The sequence below is a fragment of the Pseudoneobacillus rhizosphaerae genome, assembly GCF_917563885.1.
GTDB classification, from domain to species: domain Bacteria; phylum Bacillota; class Bacilli; order Bacillales; family Cytobacillaceae; genus Pseudoneobacillus; species Pseudoneobacillus rhizosphaerae.
The window spans coordinates 121,876-144,078 of the sequence record NZ_CAKJTG010000004.1 but is presented as its reverse complement, the minus strand read 5'-3'; the positions used below and the strand labels follow the sequence as shown (position 1 = coordinate 144,078).

Annotated in this window: 22 protein-coding genes; 12 read left to right on the top strand and 10 right to left on the bottom strand. The window is 35.7% G+C overall.

The window, feature by feature from the left end; all coding sequences use genetic code 11:
* The first annotated feature begins 36 nt into the window (after window positions 1-36).
* The 6 genes from LRP83_RS04385 to LRP83_RS04360 all read left to right on the top strand — a co-directional run bounded on the left by LRP83_RS04385 (window position 37) and on the right by LRP83_RS04360 (window position 4,417).
* On the top strand, window positions 37-168 hold the full coding sequence (locus LRP83_RS04385; protein ID WP_230495461.1) for a cytochrome c oxidase subunit 2A: 132 nt from the start codon (window positions 37-39) through the stop codon (window positions 166-168).
* Window positions 169-179: 11 nt separating this feature from the next.
* Entirely contained in the window at window positions 180-647 is a 468-nt protein-coding gene (locus LRP83_RS04380; RefSeq protein ID WP_230495460.1) for a cytochrome c oxidase subunit II, read from the top strand.
* A 13-nt stretch (window positions 648-660) separates the two neighbouring features.
* Window positions 661-2,361, top strand: coding sequence for a cbb3-type cytochrome c oxidase subunit I (locus tag LRP83_RS04375; RefSeq protein ID WP_230495459.1), 1,701 nt, complete (start codon window positions 661-663; stop codon window positions 2,359-2,361).
* 146 nt (window positions 2,362-2,507) lie between these two features.
* Window positions 2,508-3,140, top strand: a complete 633-nt coding sequence (locus LRP83_RS04370) for an SCO family protein (RefSeq protein WP_230495458.1) — start codon at window positions 2,508-2,510, stop codon at window positions 3,138-3,140.
* Window positions 3,141-3,144: 4 nt separating this feature from the next.
* On the top strand, window positions 3,145-3,720 hold the full coding sequence (locus tag LRP83_RS04365; protein ID WP_230495457.1) for a hypothetical protein: 576 nt from the start codon (window positions 3,145-3,147) through the stop codon (window positions 3,718-3,720).
* Window positions 3,721-3,808: 88 nt separating this feature from the next.
* A complete protein-coding gene (locus LRP83_RS04360; RefSeq protein WP_230495456.1) occupies window positions 3,809-4,417 on the top strand; it encodes a methyltransferase in 609 nt (202 codons plus the stop codon).
* Between the two features lie 43 nt (window positions 4,418-4,460).
* On the opposite strand, the gene fumC is transcribed toward LRP83_RS04360, so the two are convergent.
* Window positions 4,461-5,849, bottom strand: a complete 1,389-nt coding sequence (gene fumC, locus LRP83_RS04355) for a class II fumarate hydratase (protein WP_230495455.1) — start codon at window positions 5,847-5,849, stop codon at window positions 4,461-4,463.
* Window positions 5,850-6,139: 290 nt separating this feature from the next.
* On the opposite strand from fumC, the gene LRP83_RS04350 reads away from it, so the two are divergent.
* Window positions 6,140-7,387: a sensor domain-containing diguanylate cyclase gene (locus LRP83_RS04350; protein ID WP_230495454.1), complete on the top strand. Its 1,248-nt coding sequence runs from the start codon at window positions 6,140-6,142 to the stop codon at window positions 7,385-7,387.
* A 131-nt stretch (window positions 7,388-7,518) separates the two neighbouring features.
* The gene (locus LRP83_RS04345) at window positions 7,519-8,286 is read left to right on the top strand and encodes a MerR family transcriptional regulator (RefSeq protein ID WP_230495453.1); all 768 of its coding nucleotides are present in this window, start codon (window positions 7,519-7,521) and stop codon (window positions 8,284-8,286) included.
* Window positions 8,287-8,352: 66 nt separating this feature from the next.
* On the opposite strand, the gene LRP83_RS04340 is transcribed toward LRP83_RS04345, so the two are convergent.
* Window positions 8,353-9,471, bottom strand: a complete 1,119-nt coding sequence (locus tag LRP83_RS04340; protein WP_230495452.1) for a metallophosphoesterase — start codon at window positions 9,469-9,471, stop codon at window positions 8,353-8,355.
* Between the two features lie 140 nt (window positions 9,472-9,611).
* Here LRP83_RS04340 and LRP83_RS04335 point away from each other — a divergent pair, with 140 nt between their 5' ends.
* The gene (locus LRP83_RS04335) at window positions 9,612-10,688 is read left to right on the top strand and encodes an AbrB family transcriptional regulator (RefSeq protein ID WP_230495451.1); all 1,077 of its coding nucleotides are present in this window, start codon (window positions 9,612-9,614) and stop codon (window positions 10,686-10,688) included.
* Between the two features lie 329 nt (window positions 10,689-11,017).
* Here LRP83_RS04335 and LRP83_RS04330 read toward each other — a convergent pair whose 3' ends face one another.
* The gene (locus tag LRP83_RS04330) at window positions 11,018-11,581 is read right to left on the bottom strand and encodes a cysteine hydrolase family protein (RefSeq protein WP_230495450.1); all 564 of its coding nucleotides are present in this window, start codon (window positions 11,579-11,581) and stop codon (window positions 11,018-11,020) included.
* 181 nt (window positions 11,582-11,762) lie between these two features.
* On the opposite strand from LRP83_RS04330, the gene LRP83_RS04325 reads away from it, so the two are divergent.
* Entirely contained in the window at window positions 11,763-12,056 is a 294-nt protein-coding gene (locus tag LRP83_RS04325; RefSeq protein WP_230495449.1) for a putative quinol monooxygenase, read from the top strand.
* A 70-nt stretch (window positions 12,057-12,126) separates the two neighbouring features.
* Here LRP83_RS04325 and LRP83_RS04320 read toward each other — a convergent pair whose 3' ends face one another.
* The 3 genes from LRP83_RS04320 to LRP83_RS04310 form a co-directional block, all read right to left on the bottom strand.
* Window positions 12,127-12,705 (bottom strand): biotin transporter BioY, encoded by a 579-nt coding sequence (locus tag LRP83_RS04320; RefSeq protein WP_230495448.1) that lies wholly within the window; start codon window positions 12,703-12,705, stop codon window positions 12,127-12,129.
* 238 nt (window positions 12,706-12,943) lie between these two features.
* On the bottom strand, window positions 12,944-13,270 hold the full coding sequence (locus LRP83_RS04315) for a MerR family transcriptional regulator (protein ID WP_230495447.1): 327 nt from the start codon (window positions 13,268-13,270) through the stop codon (window positions 12,944-12,946).
* A 152-nt stretch (window positions 13,271-13,422) separates the two neighbouring features.
* Entirely contained in the window at window positions 13,423-14,334 is a 912-nt protein-coding gene (locus LRP83_RS04310; RefSeq protein WP_230495446.1) for an ArsR/SmtB family transcription factor, read from the bottom strand.
* A gap of 160 nt (window positions 14,335-14,494) precedes the next feature.
* Here LRP83_RS04310 and LRP83_RS04305 point away from each other — a divergent pair, with 160 nt between their 5' ends.
* Both LRP83_RS04305 and LRP83_RS04300 read left to right on the top strand, forming a co-directional pair.
* Window positions 14,495-15,175: an NAD(P)H-dependent oxidoreductase gene (locus LRP83_RS04305; protein ID WP_230495445.1), complete on the top strand. Its 681-nt coding sequence runs from the start codon at window positions 14,495-14,497 to the stop codon at window positions 15,173-15,175.
* A 157-nt stretch (window positions 15,176-15,332) separates the two neighbouring features.
* Entirely contained in the window at window positions 15,333-15,935 is a 603-nt protein-coding gene (locus LRP83_RS04300) for an SET domain-containing protein (protein ID WP_230495444.1), read from the top strand.
* A 34-nt stretch (window positions 15,936-15,969) separates the two neighbouring features.
* Here the strand turns inward: LRP83_RS04300 and LRP83_RS04295 are convergent, their stop codons facing one another.
* From LRP83_RS04295 to LRP83_RS04280, 4 genes are all read right to left on the bottom strand, one after another.
* Window positions 15,970-18,018 carry a metallophosphoesterase family protein gene (locus LRP83_RS04295; protein WP_230495443.1) on the bottom strand — a complete coding sequence of 683 codons (2,049 nt, stop codon included), beginning with the start codon at window positions 18,016-18,018 and terminating at the stop codon, window positions 15,970-15,972.
* A 286-nt stretch (window positions 18,019-18,304) separates the two neighbouring features.
* Entirely contained in the window at window positions 18,305-19,552 is a 1,248-nt protein-coding gene (locus tag LRP83_RS04290) for a Ger(x)C family spore germination protein (RefSeq protein ID WP_230495442.1), read from the bottom strand.
* The gene (locus tag LRP83_RS04285; protein ID WP_230495441.1) at window positions 19,533-20,639 is read right to left on the bottom strand and encodes a GerAB/ArcD/ProY family transporter; all 1,107 of its coding nucleotides are present in this window, start codon (window positions 20,637-20,639) and stop codon (window positions 19,533-19,535) included. The genes LRP83_RS04290 and LRP83_RS04285 overlap by 20 nt, the downstream gene beginning before the upstream one ends.
* Window positions 20,636-22,203: spore germination protein (locus LRP83_RS04280; protein ID WP_354002323.1), on the bottom strand; the 1,568-nt coding region annotated here is incomplete at its 5' end. The genes LRP83_RS04285 and LRP83_RS04280, both read right to left, overlap by 4 nt.

Below are 22,203 nucleotides of genomic sequence, written 5' to 3'. Positions count from 1 at the left end.
GTAAGTATGAATCACATTAAAGGAGGTTGATTTTCAGTGGCAACAAAAGTTAACCGTGAAAAAGAAGACGATTCAAAAATGGGAACATGGATCTCCGTTGGGATAGTTGGAGCAGTTATTCTTATAACGTATTTTGTACTATTTGGGCTATTTATGGCTAGAGTATAGGGGGGATAAAGATGAAAATGCATCTTGATGAAAAAATATGGCTTGGCTTAAGCTTCGGTATGATCATGATATTCATGCTTATCACGGGATATCAAGGATTCGCCTTGGAAATGGGACCACCAAGTCATAAAGAAACGATAGATCCACAAAAAGTTGATCAAACCGCACCATTTGACCAACCTGGTATTAAACAAATTGGTGAAAATGAATATGAAGTGGTTATGACGTTACAAATTTTCAGCTTTAATCCAGCTAATATCGAAGTTCCTGCTGGATCAACCGTACATTTTACAATGACGTCAAAAGATGTTGTCCACGGTTTCCAGGTAGCAAACACGAACCTAAATGCGATGGTTATGCCAGGACATATCACAAAAATTACTCAAAAGTTTGATAAACCAGGCAAATATTTAGTGTTGTGTAATGAATACTGTGGTGCAGGTCACCAAGTTATGAGTACTACGATTACGGTTAAATAAGGAGGGAAGACCAGTGGAAACAGTTATACCACAAGCGGGTAAAGCAAAAACAGTTTTTAAAGAAAAAGCAAATAAAGTGTTGGGTGTAAACCTACAGGATGCATTAATAACGAAAGCATATATGTCTGTTGCATTTATAGCATTATTTCTTGGTGGAATATTAGGTTTATTACAAGGGTTAAACCGTGCAGGTCTTTTAGAATTACCAAGCTGGCTTAACTATTATCAAGTATTAACAGCTCACGGTTTGCTTTTGGTTGTTGTGCTTTCGGCTTTCTTTATGATTGGTTACTATTACGCAGGCCTTTCTCATACTCTAGGCGGGCTACTTCCGAAAGTAAGAAAGATAGCTTGGATTGGTTTTTGGCTTAAAATTTTCGGATTTGTATTAGTTCTTATCCCTTTATTATTGAATGAAGCTTCAGTTATGTATACATTCTATCCGCCAATGGCAGCTCACCCAGTATTTTATTTCGGATTAGTATTTATTGTTTTGGGTGTATGGGCACTTTCAATTGGAGCGTTTATCCAAGTTGCCAATTGGAGAAAGAATAACAAAGGAAAGCATCTTCCAATTTTAGCTTTCTTTGCTACAGGATCATTTGTACTATTAGTTGGCGCAACAGCCTTTGTTGCAGTAGAAGTACTTTTTATGATTATTCCTTGGACACTCGGTTGGACTGATGGTATTAACGTATTACTTGCACGTACCCTGTTTTGGGCTTTTGGTCACACAGCGGTTAATATTTGGTACTTAACAGCTGTTTCTGTATGGTATTGCATTATCCCGAAAATTATCGGTGGATACCGTTGGAACGACTTCTTAACTCGTATGGTTGTAATTCCTTTAGTTATCATGAATATTACTGGTGGATTCCATCACCAAATCATTGATCCTGGTATTACACCAGAAATCAAGTTCATGCACGTATTTATGAGTTTAGCAATTGGTTTCCCATCTTTAATGACGGCGTATGCTATGTTTAGAACTTTTGAAAGAACTGGCAGAGCTAAAGGTGGAAAAGGTGCATTTGGTTGGTTTAAAAAATTACCTTGGGGAGATGTTCGTTTCTTATCTCCTTTTATCGCAATGGCTGCTTTTGCTCCGGCTGGTGCTGGTGGTATCGTTCAAAGTACTAACCAGTTAGACGGAGTTGTTCATAATACATTATGGATTGTTGGACATTTCCATTTAACATTAGGTATGTCAGTAGTAATGACATTCTTCGGAGTAAGTTATTGGTTAATTCCTTATATCTCAAAACGGGTATTAACACCTCAAATGAATAAATTAGGTATCGTTCAAACGATTATTTGGACAATTGCTATGATAATGATGTCTGGTGCTCAGCATACAGTTGGTTTATTAGGCGCACCACGTAGAACTTCTTATACAACATATGGAGAGTTCTCATCAACATTAGGTTGGGACCCATATTTAACAATGTTAGGAATTGGTGCTACATTATTAACAATTGGTGTGATTATTCAAGTATACGCAGTATTCAACATGATGTTCTTTGCGCCAAAGGGAGAAACAGAATTCCCTGTAGCAGAAGAAGAAGAGAATGCTCCAAAAACTCCATACTGGACAGAGCGTTGGGGACTATGGGTTGTTCTTACAGTCATCGTAGTCGGAATGGCATATGTTATTCCAATAGTTGATATGATTGTAAATGCACCTCCAGGATCACCACCGTTTAAGACTTGGTAATTAATTAGAAAAGCGAAAGCGTTTAGACCATCAGGGGCTAGCCGCTGGAGCTAGACATCAATCTTTTAAAAAAGAGATAGCTCATAAAGTGGGGCTATCTCTTTGTAATATATTAAGGATAAAAATCATTTTGGGAAGTGATCTCAATGATCAAAAATAAAAATAACGTTATTTCAATAGCAATCGTTTTATTGTTTGGATGTGTGTTATTTTTTATCGGTACGGATGGTTTTACTGCCTATACAGCAGAAACAGCTAGAGTAAATAAGTTAATTGAGGATAAACCTAAATTCCCAGATGTAACCTTAGAGGATAGCAGTGGGCGAAAATATCCAATATCAGAGTTAGAAGATAAATATGTATTGATTACTTTTATGTACACCTCCTGTACAACCGTTTGCCTTCAATTAGAACATAACATGGGCCAAGTATATGATTTGTTGCCTAGTAAATATAGAGGAAAAGAAATAGTCTTTTTAAGTATTAGTTTTGATCCAGAGCGAGATACCCCAGCTAGATTAAACAGTTATAAAGACTATTTTAATAGTGATGGGGAAACATGGCGAATGGCAAGGATTTCAAACCAATCAGAATTAGATTCATTGCTAAAGAAGTTTGGGGTAATCGTCATTCCTGATGGGAATGGAAATTTCGCGCATAATTCTGCCTTTTATTTAGTGGATAAAAAAGGTAAATTAGAAGATGTATTGGATTACACGAAGGTTGATGAAGCGGCTTCGAAGATTGTAAATATTCTTGATGAAGAAGTGGGGGAGTAATCGTATGAATCGATTGGTTTATGGCTTATTGCTGCTAATATCGTTAATACTCCCTCCTGTTGCTAATTTAATGGAATCCGTGATGATCATTCATATGCATATGCAGATGCCGATGCTAGTTATCATAGGAATGATTATGGCCCGGTTCTTTCAAGAGCGGTATCCTAGATTTTTTGAAAAATGGAATGAAAATGGTTTTCCTGGAATTGTTTTATTTATCATTATCGTGTCGTACTGGATGATGCCGAGAACGATGGATGAGGCCTTAACGAGCCAGAGTGTGGAAATTTTTAAATTTATCAGTTTACCTTTTTTAGCAGGGATTCCCTTAATGGATAGTTGGAAGAAGCTTAGTTCGATTGGGAAGAATTCTGTTATTATCTTTTTTACTGTTGCCTTTATTGGTATAGGCTACTTGTATATCAATGCACCGAATCCATTATGTAACAACTATTTAGTAATTGACCAGATCATACTTGGTTGGGGATTCTTGATAACAGCTATTGGTTTGATTATCTATTTATTATACGACTTTTTTATAGACCCTTCGGCGTATGAAGAAGTAGCGGAGGAAGAGTAATTGATTTTAACATTAAATACCATAAAATGTATTGGTATCCTTTGATATAATGTGAGTAGTTAGTTTCACATGGTCGGAGGATTCTTTTATGAAAGAAAAGTATTATGATGATTTGTTGAACATATACACGCGGGGAGATCAAAAGGGCTTCTATGGGTCTTTGCATTATCATCGATATGAACCTACCCCTTATAGTGCACTAGAAATATTATTTGAGCATTATGAGCTCAAAGGTAGTGATCGTGTTGTTGATTTTGGGTGTGGGAAAGGAAGATTAAATTTTTATATTAACGATCGCTTTCAGTCAACCGTTGTTGGTATAGAAATGAATGAAACCTTCTTTGAGGATGCAATTATAAATCGGAGGAATTATTTAAAAAAGTCTAATAAAGGTCAGAATTTAGTTCATTTCCAAAATTGTTTAGCTGAAGAGTACGAAATTAACCCTAAGGATAATCGGTTTTATTTTTTTAATCCATTTTCCTTACAAATTTTTATGATAGTCGTAAACAATATTTTAGTATCGGTTGAAAAAGAAAAGAGGGAGATTGAACTAGTTCTCTACTATCCTTCTGAAGACTATATTTATTTTTTAAACAACCATCCTTCGTTTCGATTTAAACAGGAAGTTACTTTGGCGGATTTATATAAGCACAATCCTAATGAGAGATTTATGATTTATAAACTAGCCTATTAAGAGCATAAAAAGGCAGGAATCACTTTTGATTCCTGCTTTCAAATTATTCCTTTGGGGAAATCATCTCTTCAGGGTTAACAAATTGATTAAATTCCTGCTCCGTTAATAATCCCAGCTGTATAGCGGCTTCCTTCAATGATAGTCCTTCTTTATGAGCATGCTTAGCGATAGCTGCTGCCTTTTCATACCCAATGTGAGGATTGAGTGCGGTAACGAGCATCAATGATTCATTTAAATACTTAGTAATAACAGAAACATTGGCTTCGATTCCCACGGCACAATTGGAATTGAACGATCGTATTGAATCTGTTAATAATCGAACAGATTGTAGAAAATTATAGACGATGACAGGCTTGAATACATTTAGCTCAAAATTACCTTGACTAGCTGCAAAGCCAATCGCAGCATCATTTCCCATAACTTGAACAGCCACCATAGTCATGGCTTCACTTTGGGTCGGATTTACTTTACCTGGCATGATTGAGCTGCCAGGCTCGTTTTCTGGAATGGAAATTTCACCAATTCCACAGCGTGGTCCACTCGCTAACCATCTTATATCATTAGCGATTTTCATCAAGTCAGCAGCTAATGCTTTTAACGCACCATGTACAAACACGGTTTCATCGTGACTTGTTAAAGCGTGAAACTTATTAATAGAAGAATAGAAGCTGAGCTTCGTAAAGGTCGAAATCTCTGTAGCCACCATTTCACCGAATTTAGGATGAGCATTGATGCCTGTTCCAACTGCTGTCCCTCCAATGGCTAATGCGTACATTTTTTTAATAGAATCTAGAACCATCTCTTTTGATCGTTGTAGCATATGTACCCAACCACTAATTTCTTGTCCAAGTGTTAATGGAGTTGCATCCTGGAGATGGGTTCTTCCGATTTTTACGATAGAAGCAAATTCTAATTCTTTCAATTTGAAAGTGGAAAGTAGTTGTTCGATTGCTGGAACTAGTTTTTCCGATACTTCCTTTACACAGGCAATATGCATGGCAGTTGGGAAGGTATCGTTAGAGCTCTGACTCATATTCACATCATCATTTGGATGAACCCTTTCTTCAGTCCCTTTTTCCTGCAGCCAATTATTACTCCGGAACGCAACAACTTCATTAACATTCATATTACTCTGAGTGCCACTTCCTGTTTGCCATACAACTAGAGGGAAATGGTCGTTCAGTTTACCATCAATGATCTCCTCACAAGCTAGTTGGATGGCTTTACTTTTATTGGTGCTTAGCTTTCCGAGTTTTTCATTAGCAATAGCTGCACTTCTTTTTAAAATGGCAAATGCAGTAATCACTTCATTTGGCATTTGCTCAATTCCGATTTTGAAGTTCTCTTTACTACGCTGCGTTTGTGCACCCCAATATTTATTATCAGCAACTTTTATTTCACCCATTGTATCTTTTTCAGTCCGAAAATTCATCAGCACACCTCTATTACTTTTATTTAACATGTTCGTTTACTAATATAGGTGAAATTCCTAGTGAATATGCTTCTCTAATTGACTAAAGTGAAAAAGATATATATATTTAAAGTAAGGATTATATTGTATTTTATAGGGGATTTAAATTATGTTACTGTAATAATGTAAGCGGAAAGATTAATCGGTAGTCGGTTAGTCTCTTTTTAATAATATCTTACGGTACATGGATTAGTCAGAAAATTTGAACATTTTTTGGTTGAATAAAATTTATTTTTATGGAAGTGTTTCTTATGGTAAATATCAATCAAATGAATGAAACTCAGCAAGTTTTAAATATGATCAATAATCTTTTAAGTAATATTGGTTCTGATAGACAGAATCTCTCTTTAGAGATTAATAATTTCCTTGAATGTAGCAAGGAAACTAATAAGAACCAAGAGGTTGTCGACTCGATTTTATTACAATTACAAAAAATAAATGAACAAATGGAAAATATGACTTGGCTAAATAAGCATTATAAAATTCTCCATGATTTTGCTCAAGTTTGTAGTAAGACATTGGACGAGCACACTTTATTAAAAAAAGCTTATGAAATGGTCTCACAGGTTATGGCGACAGATGCCTTTTATATCGCGCTGTATACAGAAGGAGACACACATATTCATTTTGCCCTTATGGTAGATCATGGTAAGTTTTATCCTAAAGAGATTGTAGAATTTGGTGATAACTATACTTCCATGGTAATTAATTCTAGGGAAATCATCCATCAGAAAAAGGCCCCCCAATCAGCTATTTTCAGTGAATCAGCCACATTTGGAGAAAACGCAACGAGCGCTTGTCTATTTGTTCCTGTTATTATTGATGGACATGTAAAAGGTGTTATTTCTGCACAGAGCTATTCCGATTTCGCTTATCGCACAGAGCATGAAGAGCTTCTGCAAATTATCGGGACCCAAGTAATTAACTCGATTGAAACGGCACGACTTTATGAGCAAATATACAAAATGTCACAAACAGATGAGCTTACTGGTTTGAAAAATCATCGAGCCTTCCATGAGGATTTATCAAAGCTAATAAGTGAAAGCAATCAAGAAATCATCCTTGTTATGATAGACTCAGATAATTTGAAAAAGGTAAATGACAATTATGGCCATGATATTGGCGACCTGTATTTACAGGTTATAGCAAATGGAATTAAAATGATTAGTAATTCTAATATTGAAGGCTATCGATATGCTGGTGATGAATTTATGATTTTGATAACTGCTGATTTACCTCATGGAATTGAAGCTCTGTATGAAGGATTAAAGGAATATTACGTACAAAATCCGATATATGTTTCTAATCATCAGATCAATGTTTCATTTAGTACAGGTGTTGCAACGTATCCTTATCATGGTTCATCTGTTGATTCGCTAAAGAAATCAGCTGATAATGCCTTATATGTGGCAAAAAAGCAAGGGAAAAATAAACTTGTTATTTCACAAAAAGTGGAAAAAAATGAAGATAAACAGAATGATAATATGTTTTTTATATAGGTGAAAAGTTAACGGATGATACATTAGTATCATCCGTTTTTTATTGAAACTAATTTTAAAAAAATAAGCGAATTGCTGTTGACTTTGACGCTGCGTAAAGGTGTATCTTAAGTTTAAGAGAGGTGATTTGAATGGAATATACGGTGCAGAAGCTCGGTAGCCTAGCAGGAGTCAGTACTAGAACCCTACGTTACTACGATGAAATTGGAATTCTTAAGCCAGCAAGAATTAATTCATCGGGGTATCGAATTTATGGGCAAGCGGAAGTTGATCTGCTGCAGCAGATTCTTTTTTACAGAGAATTGGGTGTCAGTTTAGATAGTATAAAGGAGATCGTTACGGCTCCTTCCTTCGATGGAGCGCAAGCACTGAAAGAACATCGCGAAAAACTCCTTGAAAAGAAAGAACAACTAGAAGTATTAATAAAGAATGTCGATAAAACGATTGCGTTAACAGAAGGGAGAATGAAAATGAGTAATAAAGAAAAGTTTGAAGGCTTTAAGAAAAAAATGGTTGATGATAATGAGGGAAAATATGGAAAAGAAATTCGTGAAAAGTATGGTAATGCTAAGGTTGATAAATCGAATGCTAAACTAATGAACATGACTGAAGAAGAGCATGAACGAGTAACGAAGCTTGCGGAAGAAGTTCAAGAAACTTTGGCTCTAGCCTTTGCAACTGGTGACCCTGCCGGTGAGTTAGCTCAAAAAGCGGCAGACCTGCATAAGCAATGGTTATGCTTCTATTGGACAGAATACAGCAAGGAAGCACATGCTGGACTGGCGCAAATGTATGTCGATGATGAGAGATTTACGGCATATTATGATAAAGAACAACCAGGAACAGCAGAGTTTTTACGTGATGCGATTCAGATATATACTGGCATGAAGAATGCATAAATTTGTGGAATGGCGTCAAGCTTAGGCGGTGTTTACTACCGTTGGTGTGCTTGACGCCTTTCTTGTTTAAATGTCCTTAGTAAAAGTAACCTCAATCTGCACAATCTCCGAGCGACTTCCAATACGAATGGGAGGTCCCCAAAATCCAAATCCAGACGAAACGATAGCATGCAGTTGATTAAACGTTTGATATCCCCAATCTAAATCATACATTTTCTTAGTCACTAAATGATTTGGTGACATTTGTCCGCGGTGGGTATGTCCGGAAAGAAGCAAATCGACACCAGATTTAGCAGCCTGTTTAATTTCTGCGGGTTGATGGTCCATCATGATAACGGGTTTATCCAAAGTAAGATTAGATATTAATTGATCAATTGGCTGACGGTTTGAATCCGTTTTATCTTTGCGACCTACTAACCAGAAGGATTCTTTTACTTCAATTAATTCATCTTGTAAAATTTTGACCCCAATGCGTTCCATTTCTTTAACGAATTCAGGAATTGCCCGTCCGTAGTATTCATGATTACCTAACACTCCGAATATACCTAGTGGTGCGGATAACTGACTCATCACATCCCCCATCTTTTTTTGAATGAAGGGTTCAGGATCATCGTCAATAATATCACCAGGTAATAGAATGATATCCGGACGCAGTTCATTAATGCCCTTTACCAATCTCTGAAGATGTGATAAACCAGACAAATGACCGAAATGCATGTCCGATGCCATCGCAATCCGAAGCTTGGAAAATTGATTTGTTTGTTTTGGAATCGTAACAGCATAGGTTCGAACAACGGGACTATAGGCATTGAAAGTTCCATATGAAAATAGAATACCGAATATTACTAGAAAGATAGTTCCTGCCCAAGCGACGACTTGATCCTCTGGAAGACCACCAGAAGTCAGAACCAGAACTATTATATTAGTAATAGGAAGTAACAAAAGGGCATACTGCAAAACAGCGAACCAGTACGAGCCTATAATTCTAAAGATAGCCAATTTTTTGATCCCACGACCAATTAGATAAGAATAAAACAAAAGCCCAGCTATCAGTCCATAAAGCCATTTGTTTTCTAGACCAAAGACCTGATTGAGCCAAGCCCATCCGTTCCAACTAATATAAAATCCAATTGTTGAATAGATAATAAGAAAGAGAATGATTCGAAAAATAATCCGCGGTCTCATAGAAAACTCCTTTAAATAGAATCCTTTTACCTTGTCATGGGGATTATGGTAAGTAATAATTTAGATTAAGTGTCTACAAGAATAAGCTACTAAGAGGTATTTGTCTATTTTTAGCTCTTTTTAGAGAAGGTCGTGAAGAAATGGTAACAAATAAATTCAAGCTTACCTATACAATTCTCATCGCAGGTATTGGAGGTTTACTTTTTCATCTTATGAACATTCCGCTGCCATGGCTAATAGGACCTCTATTTTCTGTCATGATAGCTAATATTCGTTTCAATTACCAATTGAATTTACCATCTGCTTATAAGAATACAGGTTTATTATTTCTCTCTTACGTTTTAGGAACATCATTTACGATGGATACTGTGTTACAGGTGGCGGATCACTTACCACTCATGCTAACCATCACGATGGCGACCGTTCTTTTTAGTATCTTTATGGCGGTTGTCATTTCTTTTATAGGAAAACTAAATGTTAAAGATGCAATTTTGGGGAGTATTCCAGGTGGTTTATCTAATATGGTTGCGTTAAGTGAGGAGATTGAAGGAACAAACATAACAACGGTTACGACTATACAACTCGTGAGATTACTCTCTGTCATTACAATAGTACCGATATTAGCTGCAGTTATAGCTGATGAATCGGTAACTAAAATGTTGGTTACGCTTCAAAATGAGGCTAATGCACCAAGGATTAACGAATTACTTGATTCCTTGATTTATATAATTTTCGTACCGCTAGTAACCTGGCTTTCTATGAAAATAAAATTACCTACTGCTATCATTATTGGTCCAATTATGAGTACTGCTTTTTTAGTGATTTTAGGCTTCAAAGCCCCGATTCTTCCGACTTTCATTTTAAATTTAGCCCAATTACTTGTCGGGTCTCATATTGGTTTATTAATGGTTCTAAAGGGGGCGAAGAACTTAAAGCTCGTGTTAATAATGTCGCTACTTCTTAGTTTATGTACAATAGGTTTTTCCTTATTTATTGGCTATATTATACCGAATTTAATGGAAGTATCCATCCTAACGGGCCTATTGGGAGCTGCTCCAGGTGGTGTGGCTGAAATGGGTGTTACTGCAGCTCAACTTCACGCAAATGTCTCAATAGTGACAGCGTATCAGTTGTTCAGACTGTTTTTTATCCTATTAATCATGCCATTTGTATTGAGAATGCTTTTGAAAAAATTGCAAGTAAGGCAGACAACATAAAATAAGGCTCTGTTATTATGCATTGTTGATTTTCGTATAGGTATGGGGATTGATAGGCGGAGAATTTCCGTCTAATGTAAATATTTGAACTTAAGAAGCAGATATAAGCGGAGAAATTCCGTTTAACTGCTCAAAATAAGACAAAATCCATAGATTTGAATCATATAAACGGAAAAACTTCCTTTATTTTTAAGGAAATAGGCTTCTTTTCCAAGTTAAACGGAATTTCTCCGTCTATTTTTCAAACAAAGTGAAATCAACATTAAGTTATAACAGAGCCTAAAATAAAAAAGTGGATAGAGCTATGCTAATATCCACTTTTTTATATATTAAGAGAGTTCTATTAACGAATTCGTATCAATAATAGTGGCAAATTCCTCATTCAAGTTAACCATCGTCATTTGATGGATATCTTCTGCTAAGTAGGTTTTACCATCTGGTCCGATACGATCAAAGGTAGCGGTTGCATCACTTACTAAGTAGGTGTTAAATCCTAAGTTGCCAGCCATTCTTGTCGTTGTTTCGACACAATGGTTCGTAGTGAGACCAACAATGATGACAGATTCAATTCCTTTGCTTCTTAATCTGCTTTCAAGGTCAGTACCGATAAAAGAGCTATTGACTGTCTTTTGAATAATGGGTTCACCATCAAGAATTTGAATCATCTCTTTAAATTCATGGGTAGGTTTTGAAATATGGAATAATGAGTTTTCATTCGTTCTTGATACGTGTTGAATATGAAAAATTGGTCTTGAAGTTGCACGCCAATAATCCATGATTTTCACAATGTTCTTCTCGGCATCCGGATTATTTCTTCTACCCCAGCTGGAATCATAAAAGGCCTTTTGGACATCGATAATAATTAATGCCGCATTTTCCGATAAGCTTTTCATTAACAATCAACTCCTCTAATTTATGATGATACAAAAAATTGAAAATAAGTGGCAGAAAGCATAGAATAATAATGGAAATAATAGTTAAAAATCTTTAATTCTACAATAACGAAAATGAGTTGCTTTTGGCAACTTTTGGTTTTAAGAAAATGAAAAAATTATATTATTGGAGGGAGAATAAATGTTAGTATTGCATGCTTTTTTTAAAGTAGATCCAAATCAACGTGAGGAATATCTTGGACATGCTCGTCAAGTGATGGAGGGTTCAAAGGCAGAAGAGGGATGTAACAGCTACCATCTTTATGAGGATACACTAGTGCCAAATGCTTTTGTAATGGTTGAAGAATGGAAGGACGCTGCTGCTCTTGAGTATCATTTTGGAACAGCTCATTATAAGGCTTTTAAGGAAGCTACTGTAGGTATGGTTGTAGAGCCACCGCAATTAGTTAAGTATGAGGTCGCTAGAAAGATATAAGGCATTTTTCTAATTTATTTAAAATAATGCAGGAGCGGTCTACGCATCCTGCATTTTTTGTAGTAAATTTTTAAGCTGATTTTGGTAGCTCGGTTTTTTGGGAAAATAAAAGCTTAGCAGAAATCAATCTGTCTCTAACTAAAACCCCAATCCATGAAGCAAGGGCTGCTTTAATCAAACCTACAATGATAAATGGAGTAAATCCACCTTTAAATGCAGCTGTCCAGGATAGGTCCGCAGCAATTTTGAGCCAAGCTGTTCCGAATGCCAATGTAATCAGCATCCCAATACTATTAGCAATCATGGCGTTTTTGAAATTGAAGGACGTTTTTTCCATATAGAAGCCGATTAGAAAGACTGCAGGGATGAATCCAACTAAATATCCACCAGTAGGACCAACAAGCTTCGAAAATCCACCTGAAAATTCTGCAAAGACAGGAACGCCGACAGCTCCAATAATGATATATAAAATAACAGATAACGTTCCATAACGAGAACCAAGAATGGTTGCGGCTAGTCCTATTGCTAGTGTTTGACCTGTAATTGGAACAAGTGGAAGCGGAATCGTCATTTGTGCTAAAACCCCAATGATTGCAGCGAATAGTGCAGTGACAATCATCATTCTTAATTTAAGTTGTTGATTTGTCATATGTCTCACTCCTTTTTTGATTGTTAACTAGTATGTAGATTTGGTTGACATTTAAAACTATATTAATATTTAGAAAATTTGTCAATAGAAAGTAAAGCAAAAAAAAAGAGACAACAAGAAATTTTTCCTTTTGCCTCTCCTAATTTTGATTTTCCTGTTACTAGCCATGTGAGGAAAAAGCGGTAATGGTTCCTGCTAGATTAATTGCTTAGAGGATAATTAAATTTCTTAAAGGGGATTATTGTTTACGGATGCCAAACTGAGCATTAAGCTGACCTTGAATCATTTTATTTCGGATGGTTTTTGTGTCCTTTTCGATTTGTTTTTTCTTCATTTCTTGTCTTATGTCATAAGTTTGAACGCCATCTCCAATCTTGTTAGCAATTTCAATAAGCAATTCAATATCGGAAAAAGAATACTTTCGGCTACCACCTGAAGATCTGTCTGGAAAAATAAGCTTTCTTTCCTCGTAATAACGGATTTGTCTCTCGGATAGACCAGTTAATTCTCGGACCACGCCTATTGTTATCACCTTTTTATCTTTATAAGACTGTTCGTTTTCCATGATAGGTTCTCACCACTCTCGTTTAATAGTTAGTTCGGTATATACTAAAATATGAATATAATTCATTATATTAGATGTTATTTTATATAACCTGACATATCTAATTATTCTTAGAATTATTTTACAGAAAAAAGCTGCCCGATATCGGCAGCTTATTTTTGTAGATATTCATGAAAATTTTCCTGTAGCTCTTGCATTCCACTCGGTCTGTAAATATAGGTTTCTGTCCCGCACTCATCCGTATGATAAGAGCTAATAAGACCAGCGGTTCGTAACAGCATGATGTGATGATGTACGGTGCTTTTGGAGACAGAAAAATATTGCAGAATTTCTGTAAAGGTTTTCGGACCTTCAGATAAAAGTTTGATGATACGAAGGCGGTTTTCGTCTGCTAATGCCTTTGTTAAACGGATTAATTTTTTTGAAGGCTGATCTGGGTCATTTTCAGGAATATCAATTGGATAGAAAATATGGGCAATGTTTTTCAGTTTACTAATCATGATTAGCGGGTTTGTATGATAAGTAGGTGTAAGAATGACCTGGTGTAGCCCATCGTATTGTTCAATTTTTAATCCACCAGAAATCTTCTCAACAAATTGAACGGGGTCTTCACTAATAGTTTTTCCTTCCCATTCCATGATTGAATCTCTTAACATACCTAGAATTTCAGAATCTATTTTTGAAAAATAAGCGTTATTCCACTTTCTGATGAGTTCCACATACTGGTCTCGAATCCCAGCCAAGTCAGTTGGTAATGATTCAGATACGTATGAAAATAATTTTTCATAGATGCTACCAGGTTGTAGAGAAGTTAGCCACTTCAAAAAGTCATCTACATTTTCTTTTTCAGGAGATTGCCAAATCAACAAATATAAATAACAGAAGGATGGATGTTCTTTATGGTTACCAAAGTCCACACTAGCAACATCTAACTTCTCTTGAACTTCCTTAATCCAACCCATTCCAATTTCTACGTTTTTGATTGACCTTTTTGTCAAAAATAATTCGAGACTATTCACCAATTCGTACAGTGGTGAAAACTCAAATACCACTCTATATCCCATTTTCTTCACCTCTTGTTAAAGACATTCTAACACGATAGAAAAAAATAATAAATATGGAAATATGTTGCAAATTATATTATTTCGTATATAATGAACTTATTAAACAGTTCTATATTTTTAGAACAAGTATAAGTATATCGAACTTTATGGAGGAATGAAAATGAACGTCTTAATTGTATATGCTCATCCATCATCAACATCCTATAATGCTGCTTTGAAGGATGCGACAATTGAAGCTTTATTAAATAGAGGAGCGTCCGTAAAAGTATCAGATTTATATGCAATGAACTTTAACCCCGTTGCCAAGATGGAGGATACGGTCGTACCAAAAAATCTAGATAAGGTTCCAGAGGATTTGAGGCTTGAGCGTGAAAAGGTAAGTTGGGCAGATTATATTATTTTTCAATTTCCAATGTGGTGGACTTCGGCTCCTGCTATCTTAAAGGGCTGGTTTGATCGAGTGTTTGCAGCCAATTTTGCGTATGGACCTGGGGTCTACAACCATGGCAATTTCAAAGGAAAAAAGGCAATGCTTAGTCTGACAACGGGTGGAAGACATTTAGGCAGTTATGGTCCGAAGGGGTTAAAGGGAGAAATGAAAGAACGGTTATTTTCTATACAACATGAGATTCTATACTTTAGTGGAATGGATGTCATTGAACCGTTTATTGTACCTTCAGGAGTGAGTGAAAAGGAACGGAAGGATTATATAGAGCAGTTGAAGTATCGGATGGCAGGTTTAGAGCATCTATCAACCATACCATTTCATGTCTTAGAGGACTATGAGAGTGGACAGTTAAAAATGGATAGTTTTGAAAAAGTGGAGGTAATTAAAATATGACGTTAGGGAGGTATCGACTCTGATATTCGGTTGATTACTGAAATTGGCTGTTTACTTGTTTTAGTCTCAACATCTTACAAGTTTATTTCTTTCAACAACTGCACCTCATCTGCATACTTTATGGGTAAAACCAAGTTTGAAGAGGGGAATACTCGACATGATTTATCCACATACGGAGTTGCGCTATATAAATAACCAAATAGGTTACGGGGTGTTCGCGACAAAATTTATTCCAAAAGGAACAATTACATGGGCATTGGATGATCTTGATCAAATCATAGATCCAGGGTTTGTGGATTCAGTGGATAATACAAGACGTGAGTTGATTCAAAAATACTCCTACCGAAATCAGGACGGAAAATATATTCTTTGTTGGGATCTTGGACGTTTCGTGAACCACAGCTTCCATGCAAATTGCATCGGGACCGCATATGAATTTGAAATTGCTATTCGAGATATTTATCCAGGCGAGCAATTAACGGATGACTATGGTTCGCTTAATATTGATGAACCCTTTCAGTGTCTTCCAGAAGCAGGGACGAGTCGAAAATGGGTATATCCAGATGACATACTCCATTATCATCAGGAATGGGATCAAAAGGTACTTAGTGCACTTAAAAATTTTAATAACGTTGAACAACCATTAATTCATTTAATCCAGCCGAATTATATGGAAAAGATCAAGTTGGCTATTGAACATGAGATTTTACCTAATTCCATAAAAGAAATCTACTTTGATCGTCATAAAATGAGCAAGTAGAACATGAGAAATGGTGGTGCAATAGGCACCACCATTATTTATTTTCTAAAAGTTTATTATTAATCAAATTAGAAGTAATGGATAAAAGACCGAGATTATTGTTCGTTTCAATAATAGAACCTTCTTCAAAAGAACAATATTTTAGATTGTCAGTCCAAATATAGGACGCTGGAGGGATTGTAGTTTTTACAATATGGTAGGAGGAATCGCAGTATCTTTTAATCCCTTTATTTTTTCTACTCAAGCTATTCCACTTCATAATCAATTTCATTAGAAGTCCACCAACTCCTGAAAAACTCATGTTTTTTATTGGGCTACTTGTGTATTGATGGATATCCAGCACTTGCCCATCTAAAAAGGTTACCTCCGATTTTACAGCAGAGGCATAATGAACATCTCCTGATAAAATAATACATTGGCTAGGATTCCAGGTAGCGACAAGTTGAAGAAATTCCGTAAACCCCCTACCATTATATTTCCAAGCCTCAAAGTCAATCTTATTTTGAATTTCCACTCCTACTACTCTAAGTGGATAGATATAATCATTTAAAAAGGACTCGATAAGACCAAGGCCATATACGGGTGTTGGTGAAGCGATTATTAATGGACTATTGCGTCTCCAACCACTTTCAATAAGAAGCTGAGAGGCTATTTGCCATCCGTGTTCACTAATTAATTTTGGTGAAGGTGGGTGTTCTTTTATGTGTTTAATCCATTTAACAGGCTGTGGATGAAACTCATATTCACGTTGTGTTCGTGTATCAAGGAATAGCGATTTGGGAGAGGTTGATGTTACGAAATGCCAACGGTTGAAATTCCACAGTAGATTTACCCATTTCTCGAGATAATGAGTTACCTCCCCATTCGTTAAGGAATGAAAATACTTTCTCATGATTTTTAAAAAAGAAGAATCAAATGAATCTGGTTGATTCCCCCAACCTTGAAAAGCCCAATAGGCAGATAAACCGTTTGCCACAACATGTCTTCCTAAAGGTGCGTTAAATACATTGTTTTTCCAATCGAAGGAAAGGTTCCAGTCGTCTGTAATATCGTGATCATCAAAGAGCATATAAGTAGAAATGTTGGCGAAGAGACGACGTATTTTATATAGGTTTTGTTGAGTTGAGGTTAGTGCTTCTTGTTGTTCTAGGTAACGCTTTTTTATTTTCCTTTTTTCAAAAAGTTGTTCTTTTATTTGATGTTCCTCAGTCGTAAATACGAAATATATTTCATTATTTGTTACTGCTTCATCAAAGGATTTGAATAAATTGTGTTCATGTGCAAGATCCCAAAGGTCTGGGCTCCATGATAATAAATAGTGAGCAGCGTACTCGCCAAATTCAATCAAATGATTGTGAGAGTGAGTAGAAGTGAACTGGCAAAAATTCTCCATTATATATTGTCTGCCATTTATTTGGAGAAGTGAGGTTTGAAAGGGTGCTTGATTAAGGCGGTGCTCTAATTGATGTAGGTTTTCTTTTTGACCTATTAGATTTTTACCAATGATTGAAATGACTGGTAATAACGGATCGGCAATATCATCTGCATATATTTGATCACCTAAAAGAAACAAAGAATCAGGGCGATTATCTAAATTAATACATTGCTTTTCTATTAATGAATCAGCCTGAACGAGTGTATCTTCTCCTTCTGAATGTAGCTTTCGGCATGAGCCGTAAAGGATTTGAGTGTCGGTGTTTTTAATAATAAAAGTAGGATATTTTAGTTGTCCATAAACGATGGATTGTGGAGAGTTAGGAGTAAGTAAATTGAAACTACTCAGATCCAGATATTCTGAATCACGTCTAAAATGTAGATTATATCCAATAAGGATGTTAGTTGGTAATGTACCCTCGCTAGGTCTAATTTCAGCTAAATACACATAGAGTTGATTTCCCATTTGGATGGTCTTGGTGTCAGTTTTAGTAGGAATTAATTGATAGGAGAGATTGGAGTTAATCTTGTATAACGAAGCCTCAATATGATATGGATTACATAAAGCAATCCATATATAAGCCTTTTCTGGCTCTACTCGTCGAACGATTGGTCCGCAAAGAATAGTAGGAAGTTGGAATGAGTTCATAAATTCACCTCAGATTCATATTCCTAATATAGTATTCACATAGATGGAAGTTAGACACTATTGTGTAAAACTAGTTAGTTGGCACCGGGAAATGAAATAATCCGACACCAACCACCATATTGAATTTTAGCGGAGAATCGTAAAAAAGGGAGCTATCCCTACTGCTAGGGCCAAAATTAGAACGACTATTGACCCCAACCTGTTTTTTTCTTTCCAAAGTTGAAAAGAAAAACCTGAAGTATAAAAAAACATGATGATCACGATCAAAATGATAAAAACATTCACCTTAATCCCTCACTCTTTTCAAATTAGGCACTTCACCTTGTTTGCCAAATTCCCCAAATCGAACATCAACCTTTACATTCACTTTCATTGTAGGATAGGTTTTCATCCAATCAAATTTTTCATATTCAGATAGCGTTTTAAAATGGCGCCTCGATAGTAATGACCAGCCAAAAGGCTCCCCTTTATATTCCTCCTGTGTTTTTTTAACAAAGTCATTTATTTTGGCTGATAAATTATCTTCAATTTTCTTTTTTAATTCTTTTCTTTTTTCAGCGTTTCGCCCATAGTTGACCATACTGTGGTCAGACAATATCTCAATAATAAGAGGAATGGTTACGTTTATTTCTCCAGAACCATTTTTTATTTTCATGTTTACTTTGTTTTTTTGCTTTTTTATTAATCTTGCAGCAATCCGAAAGTCCTTATCAAATGGGTCCGGATAGGTGGTTAATACATCAGACATTTCCAACGTATCATTTAAAAGGATGGTAATTCTTGTTTCTTCTGCATTTAGTTTGCCAATCATTTGTCCCTCTTTAAAGAGAGCAGACCCTAAAAACTGTGTTGCATTCGTTTCACCTTTTATTTTTAATTCGCCGGCTAAAAGTTGGTCTTCTACTTTTCCAGTATCTTCATTATTACCTTGAGTTGTGCCGTAGATGCCTAAGGCAAGGTCTGCATCTGCCTCTGTAATGTTAAAAAATCGGTGAAGGTCCATATCGGGTATCATTCCGTTATCGATACCTCTCTTAAGAATGAGTTCAAAGTATTGGTCTAGCCTTGTTTCAAGCTTCGGTTTATTTACTTTTAAAAATGTGCTGACATTTTCTTTTGTAACTATAAAATAGCTATCCCTTCTTATTTCACGATCTTTAGTTGCATCGTACATCCAACGAATAAATCGTTTATCTTTTGCAAGTTTTTCTGAGACTATAACAACCCTAAGTAGGTCATACGTAATTTCTTTTGCAATGACAACGTTGGCTATATTTTTCGAAGTCATTAAATCATTGGTTTCAAATGTGATGAGCTCCTGTGGACTTTCGTTTGTGTTGCTTGAAACTTGAGAACCGTACTCAGGATTAACAATTAAATAGGTAATATTGAATTTGTTTTCTTCGTCAGCCATATCCATACCGACTGCATAAACATAGGCTCTTTTATCTACTTGCTTTTGATCCCAACAACCACTTAATAAGACAAGTAAAAGAAGGATAATAGAAAGTAACTTACATCTCCTTTTTTTCATTTTTGTTACCTCCCCTAATTTTCATAATGCTCCACAATATTAATGGTAGAAAAAAGAATGTGGGAGTGGCAAAGCTTAATGCCTTTGCTTTCATATCCGCAACAGTAAAGGTTGGTGTTTCAGGAATCATTCCCAAAATAACGAGTAGCGTTGCAAAGGGTGGGATGAGATATTCAAAATTTTTTATTTTAAAAAGCCATCCAAACATGACTGCCGATATATATAGATAAATGGAAAATCGAACAAAGCTAGCTAATAACCAAAATGGGAAGAAAAAGGTTTCGATATTAGTAAGAAATCCGAGAGATATGTATCGAATTGTTTCGTGAAAAGGATAGTTCAAAAGCTTGACGGATTCATAATCAAATAGGCATAAATAGGCAAGCATGGCGATCGGAATTTCAATTATTACTATGATTAAAGAAATCCAAGTTCCTTTAGTAAAAGCTTTCGTACTACTTACATAAGAGGCGATAACACCTAAATAAATAAAATCAATATAAAGAGAAACCTTTAGACTACTTTCTTTTACGACTTCCCATTTTCCTGGTCCAAAGATAGGGAAGATATAATTAATATTCCCATTGGAAAAGGCTAAAATCAACGCAATAAACAAAGAAACTTTAATGTAAGTAATGACCGATGCTGCGACGGAGCCAATTTGTTCAAGCCCTTTTTTGGCTCCATACGCACTGACTGCCATCAATACGATATAGATGAAGATAGTAGGGGTTTCTGTAAAATACATCGTCCCTATAATATCTGTGTAGATGGCTGTGTCAAAAGTGTTTGCTGCGAGTCCCATTATCCATAGCATGAAAACAAATAAGTAGCCTATTGGTTTGCCTAAAATAATTTGCAGAATTTCCATTAAATTGGTCTTTGGATATTGTGATAATACTTTTATTAGAAAAAAAATAGGAATAATTGAAATGAAGCCAGCTATAATTGGTGTAAACCAAGCAGCATTCTCAAGTTTTTGAAATAGAATAGAGGGTAAATCGTCTGCTAGTTTGGTGCCAATCATTAAAATGACCATGGCAATGTATTCTCTTATCCCAATTTTTCCAGTATGCTGTTCCATCATGAATCTCCTGCTTTTTTCGTGACATCTTTTGGTTTTAAATATCCTGGCCTAAATCGTTCGTTTTTAGTAAGTTTTCTGAAAATAGTATCATTTGAAGATATATATTTTGGTGTCATGGGTGCTAGATAAGGTACACCGAATGATTTGATGGAAACGACATAAAAAAGACCAATTGTAAAAATGGCAGCCATTCCATATATTCCCAAAACGCCTCCTGCTATTATCATACCGAACCTTATGATACGAATGGCAAAATTCATACTAATATCACCGATGGCAAAGGAGCTTAGTCCACTTAAGGCAACCACAATTACGACAATAGGGCTGACAATATTTGCCTGAACAGCTGCTTGTCCTAATATGAGGGCACCAACAATTCCGATGGTAGGTCCAATGGGATTAGGAACTCTCAAGCCAGCCTCCCTTATAAGTTCGAAGGCACTTTCCATCATCAATACTTCAATAAAGGTTGGAAATGGAACCTTTTCTCTAGTAGCAGATATGGCTAACAATAGATCGGAAGGAACCATTTCTGCATGGTAATTTGTTACTGAGACGTAAATAGCAGAGATAAATATCGTGATAAATAAGGCGGAGCCACGAATTACTCTAGTAAAATTGGCATATAGAAAGCGTTGATAGCGATCATCCGCTGAATGGAAAAAGGACCAAAAGGTAGCAGGTAAAATAAGTGCAGAAGGAGAATTCTCCATAATTAATACAATAAATCCATCCTCTAAAAAGTAGGCGGCACGATCGGGTCTTTCTGTATTTAAAATGGTCGGAAAAATCGATTTTGGTCTCTCCTCAATTATTTGTTCTAAAATGGATAGATTCTGTATGATATCCATATCAATAGTGTTTAACCTATCCTTTATATTTTTGAGAAGTTCTTCATTTACAAGATCCTTTACATAAACAATGTAAAGCTCATCTTTTGATCGTTTCGATATGGTTGTGGCTTCTATAATAAGATTCTCATTTTTTATTTTCTTCCTAATAAGAGAGATATTCGTCATGGCTTTTTCGTTAAAAGCTTCTTTTGGACCTAAAAGTGAAACTTCATTTTCAGGTTTTTCGATACTTCTCCCCTGAAAATTGGCCGCCCCAATAAGATAGACTTGATCTTCTCCATCAATAAAAAGAGCACAACTACCTTTATTAATCTCCTTTAATGCATCCTTTATTTTTTCAGCGGTTGAAACGGATTCAGCCGATATAATGTTAGTAATTTCTATTGTGGTATGTTGATTGTTTTGTAGTGGTCTAATAACGGTTTCTTCAATAATTTTTGTATCCATAATTGAACTAATGTATATTATTGCTGCTTTTTTATTGATTCCAGGGATGAAAAGGTGGCGGATTTTTACATCTGTATTATCTGGAATAAAGTAAATTCTTTCAAAAGTTTCAATGTTTTTTTTGAGACTTGTATCAATGTTTTGTTCCTTAAGCTTTATATCATCCGTAGATAATTGTTCCGGATAGTCATTTTTGATTTTAAATTTGTCAGAAATGAAGCTAACTAGATTTTTTAACATCCAATACAACTCCGGCCGTTTTT

Bases quoted from the DNA above. Each gene is read 5' to 3' on its own strand.
- LRP83_RS04315 (WP_230495447.1), bottom strand. From the start codon at position 13,270: ATGGAAAACGAACAGTCTTATAAAGATAAAAAGGTGATAACAATAGGC.
- LRP83_RS04325 (WP_230495449.1), top strand. From the start codon at position 11,763: ATGTTAGTATTGCATGCTTTTTTTAAAGTAGATCCAAATCAACGTGAG.
- LRP83_RS04380 (WP_230495460.1), top strand. From the start codon at position 180: ATGAAAATGCATCTTGATGAAAAAATATGGCTTGGCTTAAGCTTCGGT.
- LRP83_RS04285 (WP_230495441.1), bottom strand. From the start codon at position 20,639: ATGATGGAACAGCATACTGGAAAAATTGGGATAAGAGAATACATTGCC.
- LRP83_RS04345 (WP_230495453.1), top strand. From the start codon at position 7,519: ATGGAATATACGGTGCAGAAGCTCGGTAGCCTAGCAGGAGTCAGTACT.
- LRP83_RS04295 (WP_230495443.1), bottom strand. From the start codon at position 18,018: ATGAACTCATTCCAACTTCCTACTATTCTTTGCGGACCAATCGTTCGA.
- LRP83_RS04350 (WP_230495454.1), top strand. From the start codon at position 6,140: ATGGTAAATATCAATCAAATGAATGAAACTCAGCAAGTTTTAAATATG.
- LRP83_RS04305 (WP_230495445.1), top strand. From the start codon at position 14,495: ATGAACGTCTTAATTGTATATGCTCATCCATCATCAACATCCTATAAT.
- LRP83_RS04335 (WP_230495451.1), top strand. From the start codon at position 9,612: ATGGTAACAAATAAATTCAAGCTTACCTATACAATTCTCATCGCAGGT.
- LRP83_RS04365 (WP_230495457.1), top strand. From the start codon at position 3,145: ATGAATCGATTGGTTTATGGCTTATTGCTGCTAATATCGTTAATACTC.
- LRP83_RS04370 (WP_230495458.1), top strand. From the start codon at position 2,508: ATGATCAAAAATAAAAATAACGTTATTTCAATAGCAATCGTTTTATTG.
- LRP83_RS04310 (WP_230495446.1), bottom strand. From the start codon at position 14,334: ATGGGATATAGAGTGGTATTTGAGTTTTCACCACTGTACGAATTGGTG.
- LRP83_RS04340 (WP_230495452.1), bottom strand. From the start codon at position 9,471: ATGAGACCGCGGATTATTTTTCGAATCATTCTCTTTCTTATTATCTAT.
- LRP83_RS04290 (WP_230495442.1), bottom strand. From the start codon at position 19,552: ATGAAAAAAAGGAGATGTAAGTTACTTTCTATTATCCTTCTTTTACTT.
- LRP83_RS04330 (WP_230495450.1), bottom strand. From the start codon at position 11,581: ATGAAAAGCTTATCGGAAAATGCGGCATTAATTATTATCGATGTCCAA.
- LRP83_RS04300 (WP_230495444.1), top strand. From the start codon at position 15,333: ATGATTTATCCACATACGGAGTTGCGCTATATAAATAACCAAATAGGT.
- LRP83_RS04360 (WP_230495456.1), top strand. From the start codon at position 3,809: ATGAAAGAAAAGTATTATGATGATTTGTTGAACATATACACGCGGGGA.
- fumC (WP_230495455.1), bottom strand. From the start codon at position 5,849: ATGAATTTTCGGACTGAAAAAGATACAATGGGTGAAATAAAAGTTGCT.
- LRP83_RS04320 (WP_230495448.1), bottom strand. From the start codon at position 12,705: ATGACAAATCAACAACTTAAATTAAGAATGATGATTGTCACTGCACTA.